The sequence below is a fragment of the Plectonema radiosum NIES-515 genome (assembly GCF_025753815.1).
Classification (GTDB): Bacteria; Cyanobacteriota; Cyanobacteriia; order Cyanobacteriales; family Nostocaceae; genus Hassallia; species Hassallia radiosum_A.
Genome location: NZ_JAOWRF010000075.1, coordinates 1 through 7,609 on the forward strand (window position 1 = coordinate 1; position 7,609 = coordinate 7,609).

The following is a 7,609-nucleotide window of genomic DNA, read 5'->3' on the forward strand; positions in this document are numbered from 1 at the left end:
CGCTCCCCTTGTCCCCCTCCCCCCTACGGGTTGCAAGAGTAAATCAACTAATTGCCGATACACAGGTTCTACACGATCGCGAAAGCTAAATTGCACATCTGGATTTAGGGCAATCAAATCATTGCGTAAAAATTTCAGGGTATCTACTGCTTGAGTATACAAGGCGATCGCCCCGCTGATATCACCTTTAATTTTGAGTATCTGTCCTAATTGCCATTGCCAAAGATAAGCAATATCCTGAGCTTGAATTGCCTGAGCTTGTATCAAAGCTTGCTGGGTCAACTTCTGGGCGTTAGGTATGTCTTGGGTTTTCAGATACAATCCACCAAGGGCACCGAGAGCATAAGCTGCGGAACGCTTATCGTCAATGCTTCTAGCTTGTTGAATCGCTGTTGCCAAACTTTGAGCAATTTCTTTCCACGATGGGATGTCTGCATTGGTAGCTTGTTTTAAGTATACCAAACTCTGAGCTAAGTTAATTTGGGCAGAAATTGCCGTCTTCCCCGGTGGTATTTTCCTCAGCTTTAACTGTATATCAGAGGATAATTGTTGTGCTTGCGACCATTGTTGTAGTTCCAACAACATATTCAGTCGATTTAGTTGTGCTTGGATTTGCCCAAGGGGTGAAGTAGATGTGGTGGCAGCTTCTAAGTAATATTGCGCTGCTTTTTGGTATAGTTTGACAGCTACTGGGTTTTGAGTGAAGACAGATGTGCTTAAATAGTACACGGGGGTATACTCTTCAATAGTTGTGGTATCGTGGTGCGATTCTCTGTTACCTAAAGCTGCGTAAATGTTACCTAAACTGAGCAAAGTAGCGCTGATTTCTGGAGGAGATTGTAATTTTTTGGCTATGTCCCGACTTTCGAGTAAAACTGTTAAAGATTGTTCTAAATCACCAGTTAATTGCATCACATCACTCAGGCTGCGTAAAGCAGTAGCTTTAACCAATGAGTCTGGTTGCTTTTCTAGACGGGGGTAGATTTCCTTTAATGTCATGCGAGATTGTAAGTATTGCCCTAAGGCTTGTTGGGCAATGCTTTGGTTAATTAAACTGCGAGTTTTGCCAACTTCATCACCTGCTTTTTTGTAGATATTTTCAGCTTGTTTCCATGTGTTTAAAGCAAGTTGTGGTTTACCTAGTTCTAATTGCAGATTTCCCTGAATTTCTAATGTTTGCGCGAAAATTGATGCGGAATTTGGGGTATTTTGTGAGGTTGTTAAGATTTGCAGACTTTGAGCGATCGCCATTTCTGCTTTTTCCCACTGTCCGAGTTGCTTAAAGGCTAACGAGAGATTACTCAAAGCGATCGCTTCTCCTAGTTTATCTCCTTGAGTTCGCAAAGAAGAAGCTGCTTGTTGCAAAATCATCACCGCTGTCGATAACTCGTAAGCCTCATAGAGTTTTCGACCTTGTTGAATCAATACTTCACCATTTTGGGGCTGCCCTTGAGAAAAAACTGGTGATGAAATCATCCCCCAAACGATAAACAATACCATTACAAAGAGGGGGAAGGGCAAAGGTTTTTTGTTACCTTTGTTCCTAATTTTTGCCAGAAGTTTATTCTTAATAATACGTCGTACCGCTACAATAAATCGCCACGGTTTTCTTTTCGGCGTTGCTGATTTCAAGTATAAATTTGTTTCACTTATAGACGCCAAGACGCAGAGAATAAGAGTTTTAATTATAAGCTTTTGGAATTTCATACCTGAATTGGTGCAACGCCTTCTTTTCATTACAGCTTACCAAGTGCTACTACAAAAATGGACAAGTAGTTGGAGTTGAGTTTTGAAGCGTAGTGTTAGCAGTAGAAGCGATCAACGTCACCTCCCCTTTGTCGTTAATTACCCAACCAGTAGCAGGCACAATTTGATTTGCTAACTTAGAGCCACTGACTTTAGTTATTCTCCCCCCCTCTCCCCCTTTCCTCCTCTCCCCCTGCGTTACCCAATTGATAGTTGCAGTCTGATTACTACGCAGTGCTTCACTTGGTAAAGGTGGTAAACCCCCACGTCCGGTGATTATAAATACATCGCCTCGACTTGCTGGGCAACCTTGGGCAATTAAACGACTTTGGTTAACAACATCGCTGGATAGTTTTACTAATCCACGAGTGGGGTCGAGATTAGGTGTATTAATTTGCACATTCCCACTTAAGGAAGGATTTGCTCCAGTAGCCGTGATTTCACTTTCGAGAGTAGGTGCATTCCGGAACTGAGTACCAAAAATACCAGAGGCATCAATAGTTACATTTCCGCCGCGAAAATCAGCAGAATTGGCACTGATATCGCTATTTTCACCTCTGACAGCGACGATGAAACCATTTTTGGCATCGATGTTGATGTTGCCGCCTGTGATATTATTGCCTCTGGCGTTGGTGGTGATAGTACTGCCTCGGCGCAATATTAAATTAAGAGAGCGCAGGTTGATATTTCCTTCTCCTGCTCTGGTTTCAGCCGTGAGTTTTCCTTGATTGTCTAGCAATAACACACCAGAAGTAATCTCTAAGTTGCCTGCGGGAGCAAAGCCAGTACTGCTCACACTAACTTGTGCCCCATCCCGGACAGTCAATTTGTTAGTATTAATTATTAAATCGCCAGCATTACCAAAACCATCGCTTGCAGCTAGCAAAGTACTGCGAACAATCTGACCATTACCACCTCTGCTGCTGCCAGTAACTGTCACAGAATTGGAGGCATTTATATCTAACCTCCCTGCCTGACCTGTACTACCGTTAATCGCGGCAGTTGAGATGCTTGCACCGTCTTGCACAAGCAAACGTTGTGTGTTGATTATTAAGTCCCCCCCGTTGCCAGTGCCTGGGATGAATACCCTGCTGGTTGTGGTCTCAGCAAGCAGACCACTAGGTAAATTAGTATCTAGTACAGCTCGACCGCTGGCTTCTACAGATTCAGAGGCATCTATTTTCAAAGTCCCTGCATTACCTGAACTAGCTGTACTAGTTAATATTCGTCCTCCATCACGGAGAATTAATTTCCCGGTGGAAATATTCACTGTTCCAGCATTCCCAGCATTATTGTTGCGACCGAGAGTCTGAGTCCCTAAGCTTGTATAAAATCCATTACCCAGTAACTCTACAGATTCAGAAGCATCTACTCTTATATTTCCTCCTGCTCCAGAACCAAAGGTAGACGCTTCTATAAATCCACCATCACGGACAATCAACCGTTTCGTTTCAATGTTTATGTCACTTGCGGGTCCATTTTCCTCAGTCCCAGTCAGTAACTGGCTAGAGCTACTTACTTTTACAGATTCAGATGCTTTGATTACCAGAGGTTGACCTGGTTCCTGTCCCACAGTAAACGCTATTAGTTGTGAATTGTCAGCGATCGCAATATCTCTGCCACGCAACTGGATAGCCCCATTGCCTTCACCACTTGTATAAATAAAAGCTGCTTGGGATACTTGAATATCTTGGAAATTCTGCACCCGTTTATATCCTAATGCCCATTCGGAAATTGGATTCAGGCTGACGAGACTGTTTGAAGCAACACTCCCTAAGTCAATTCGTCCTGCTGGTGCTGCCAGTCTGGCACCTTTGACTAATACATCACCACCTAAGATAGCCAAGGTATTACCAGGCATAACTTCTAGCCTAGACCCATAAATTTGAATCGGTTGAGCAATTTGCCCAAATTGCAGACCGATCGGAACACTTACAGTTAGTAGTGGTGGTGTTTCGAGATTAGTAGCACTAAATTGTGTGCCATCAGCAAATATGATATTATTTGCTGTACTCGTCACGAAGGAGCCATTAATGTTTAACGAGGCATTCTCACCAAAGATAATGCCGTTGGGATTAATCAGAAAAAGATTAGCAGAACCATTGGTTTTGAGTAACCCATCTATCTTAGAGATTGAGCCACCCGTCACCCGGTTAATAATGTTTTGAACATTCAAGTCGTTGGTAAAAAAAGCCGATCCACCTGTGGGTACAGACAATTCTCTAAAACTATGAAAAAGATTGTTTCCAACTCTATTTCCATTAATAATAGTAAAGTCGAGATTATTGGTGGTTAAAACCTCAGTAGATAAAGTCCTATCTGAGGTAATTTGTGCCTGAATCACATCGGTTTTGGTGAGAAAGCATAAAAACCCTAAACCAGCAATCCAGAAATAGTTAGTCTGTTTGATCATAAATGCTGAAGAATAATTAAATTTAGTGTTAAGGATTTTTGGTACTGATTTTAGACCTGTAGAGACGCAACACCAGACGCAGATAGCGCTCGTGACCTCCCTTCTCCAGACAAAGACGCAATGCTTACGGGTTCAACACTTTGGCAAGAGGGTACAGGCAACCCCCGGCTTCAAGCCCTAACCATTACCAACATTTTTGTCGCAGTTAAATTGTCGTTAAACCCATAGCCCGACTAGGGTTTACAACCCTAGTCTAATAGCACGCATTCCTCTTCATCGGACTAAAAATACACGTATTTGATAACAGAGAGTCCATTTTAATGGACTTGGGCTATGAGCTTGGGGTTTGCAACCCCAAGGGGAATAAGGATTTTACGACAGTTTCACGCACAGGATAAATGTTGGTAATGACAAGGCTTCAAGCCGGGGGATGAAAGCATAGGCACGATAGTTAAGTAGGCAAAAGCTTTATGAAAACACTATTTATCTGCTTCTGCCTAATTTATGAGTGAGTTATCTTAGTTACAATTTGGTAGGCAGGTTTGGGAATTAGTGCTATATGTGTAAGACCAACGTCCCCAGTTACCATCTGGACATATGACGCACCCCTTGGTTGATATCCCCGGTTTATCAATAACCGGAACATCAATCTCTGCTTGTGGTGGGGAATCTGCGTTGTTTGCATCTTGCGGGATTTCAACGACTTTTAGCTCAATCGGTTCGGATATGCTCACTGTCTGAAATTTCGTCTCCTCAGCCCTAGCAATGGGGCTAAACATCAACAAGAATGATACAAATAAAGCGATGACAAGAGAAATTTTTCGTTTCATGATTTATCTCCTTACTAGACAAGCTTAAGTTTTTCCTCGTATTCTTACCGCAAGAAGGGAAAAGGGAAAGCCAATGAAAATAAAGAGTTATTTAATTAAATACGCACTCTTCATTTTTCTTGTCGGCAAGAAAATCCAGCTTTTGACCTTTTCTTGACTATACCGCTATTGGAAGCTAATTTGACGATCAAATACTAATCTAAACAAAGGTATTTTTTATATCCGGAGATAGATGCAAAAAAACTATCGAGATCGTTTCTCTAAAAAGATTACCGGACTTTGGTTTCTACATTTTTTAGTTTCTAATAAAAAAAATCAGGTTTAATTTATGGGAGCGCAAATCAGCCATAAAAAACTTTAAAACCCTCTAGAGACGTTACATGTCAAGTCTCGACAATATAGGCAATAAACCTGAGATGATATTAGACATCGACCGCTCTTTGATGATGCGTTACCACAAAGCCAAGAGACGATTCTGTGCTACGTCTCTACGAGGGTTTTCACTTTTATGTTTATTCTTTTTCGAGAGTGATGAAACGATTATTTCTGACTTTAAGATGAAACGGACTTACATGAGATAATATTCAAACCGCTGCCGCAGTTGTTCATCTGTCAAATTTTGAGTCCAGTACTCTACCAAAGCGTGACCAAATGCCCAAGCGTTATCACCAGAAGTGGTATTTTGCAGCAGCAAGGACCACAAAGATCGTAAATCAAAGTTGCGTGAATTAGCGTTGTCAGTACTCAAAAGCGAGAAAAGCTCATAAGCCATTTGCAATTTGCCAATTACTACAGGTAACTGTTCTACGGGAATTTTCTCTGTTAGCAGATATGCTAAATTAGGCGAACCGGTTGAGAGGGTGGAAATGAACTGAAGGACGGGACTTTTGAGTAATGCAGTTAGTCCTTGAGTAGTCGCCATTTGAAAGGTATAATGGTCAATGATTTTCGCCGCAGCGACGGTGCGAGCCTCTAGGTTACGCAAAAAGCGAGCAAGACGCAGCTGTTTGGCAGGAGCGATCGCTGACAATAATCCCAACGATAGCGCGTCTACACCCCAAGCAACCCGATTTGTTTTCATCTCACCAGTGACCACAGGTAAAATTAAATCGCAGAATTCACCTAGAAGTTGAGCGCGATATTCAGTAGCTTGACGAATCGCAACTTCTTTTGGGCGATCGCCTGACTCCCAATTTAATGGTGGTTCCCACTCCCGAATCGGACGCAAGCGATCCACTTGGGTGACAACTCCAATCATCGGTAAGTCGGCAATATCTGCCTTTATATCTGCAATAAAGTCTAGATCCATTTGCAGAGATGGATCGAGGGCGGGGGTAACTAATAGTAGTAAATCGGCATTTTTGGCATAATCCAGCACTAATTCCCGAAAATCGGTACGGTTGACTTGTTCATAACCTGGTGTATCCCAAAGCGTCAAAGTTTCCCCGGTTTTGCTTTTCCATTGGTAATTTTTCAGGCGATCGGTACTGGGTAACACATCGACTGCGGCAAGTTCGGCTTGAAACAACGTGTTAATCAAGCTGCTTTTTCCCGAACCAGTTCGTCCTACCAAAAGAATATTTACAGGTTTTTGCTCAACTACGGTGGAGGGTTCAGCAGATTCGAGAATTTCTCGTAAAGTTTGAGTTTTCGCTTTTGGTATTGGTGTTGGCAAAGCTTCGCTATCTGGTATCGTGCTACCTCCGTAAAGGGCTACAGCTCGCTGACATAAGCTTCTCAGGGCAGTTTCCCGCAGCATTTGACTCAAATTGCCCAAAAGTTGTTCAGTTGCCCGATTACTGTAACCTTGACTTGCTTTTTTCGCCACCGCCGCTACCGGGTTTAACAGCCACTGTGCCCAATTCCATGCCCGCAAAAGTTTACGCGCAGATGGCTCCAATTTCTGGTAAACTTCATATGCTTGGTACGCTTGGGCAATTGTCACTTGATTGAGAGCAGGAGATAATTTCTGCATCCAGCGATCCACATCATCCAGGGTTCCCCGAATTAGCGCGTAAGCTTGGGGAACGTAAATGTTGAGTAGGGGATATTTTACCTCCGGATGATAGATTTGGGAAACTGCGACAATTAGATCCTGACATCGTTGCCAAAAGGTTTGCCAATCTTCCCAAATTGGGCGATCGCTTTGGGCAGCATTGAGAATTTCTTGCAATATCGCTTCGGTTTCATCAAGGGTGGTTGTATTCTCTGCCACAGATTTCAATTCTTGATTTACCTGTGTGACAACCGCTTCTATCTGGGTTACTTGCGGTTGAGTCCATTTTACTAGTAGAATACGCCAGCCGACAACAAAGAGCGTGAACACAGCCCAAATCCAATTAATCCGCCACTCATGGATTTGCAAAGCTGCGGATACAAGTAAGAAAGTGATGATACAAGCGATCGGCGTTGCTAAGATTACCCATTGCCACAGTTTTAAGCGTACCATTGCTTCATCTCAAGCCTTCATTCCTCCCCTTATCATAGCTGTACCCAGCTTGATGGAGAGTTAATTATGAAACTTCCGCTCTTCTCGATAGAATTGGTAAGCGGTTGCGCTTACAATTTGTAATGTTTCCCAATTCTATCCAAAGCCTCCCCCCCTCTCCCCCTCCCCCTC

3 protein-coding genes and 1 pseudogene are annotated in these 7,609 nt (G+C 42.9%); all 4 read right to left on the reverse strand.

Annotated elements, in window-relative coordinates; genetic code table 11:
• Positions 1 to 1,476: pseudogene (locus OGM63_RS04955) on the reverse strand (CHAT domain-containing protein); the annotation flags it as partial.
• A 280-nt stretch (positions 1,477 to 1,756) separates the two neighbouring features.
• Positions 1,757 to 4,159, reverse strand: coding sequence for a two-partner secretion domain-containing protein (locus tag OGM63_RS04960; RefSeq protein WP_263744390.1), 2,403 nt, complete (start codon positions 4,157 to 4,159; stop codon positions 1,757 to 1,759).
• 518 nt (positions 4,160 to 4,677) lie between these two features.
• A complete protein-coding gene (locus OGM63_RS04965) occupies positions 4,678 to 4,989 on the reverse strand; it encodes a hypothetical protein (RefSeq protein WP_263744391.1) in 312 nt (103 codons plus the stop codon).
• 568 nt (positions 4,990 to 5,557) lie between these two features.
• The gene (locus OGM63_RS04970) at positions 5,558 to 7,438 is read right to left on the reverse strand and encodes a GTPase family protein (protein WP_263744392.1); all 1,881 of its coding nucleotides are present in this window, start codon (positions 7,436 to 7,438) and stop codon (positions 5,558 to 5,560) included.
• Positions 7,439 to 7,609 lie beyond the last annotated feature (171 nt).

Coding starts and splice junctions, on each gene's coding strand:
- OGM63_RS04970 (WP_263744392.1), bottom strand. CDS start 7,438: ATGGTACGCTTAAAACTGTGGCAATGGGTAATCTTAGCAACGCCGATC.
- OGM63_RS04965 (WP_263744391.1), bottom strand. CDS start 4,989: ATGAAACGAAAAATTTCTCTTGTCATCGCTTTATTTGTATCATTCTTG.
- OGM63_RS04960 (WP_263744390.1), bottom strand. CDS start 4,159: ATGATCAAACAGACTAACTATTTCTGGATTGCTGGTTTAGGGTTTTTA.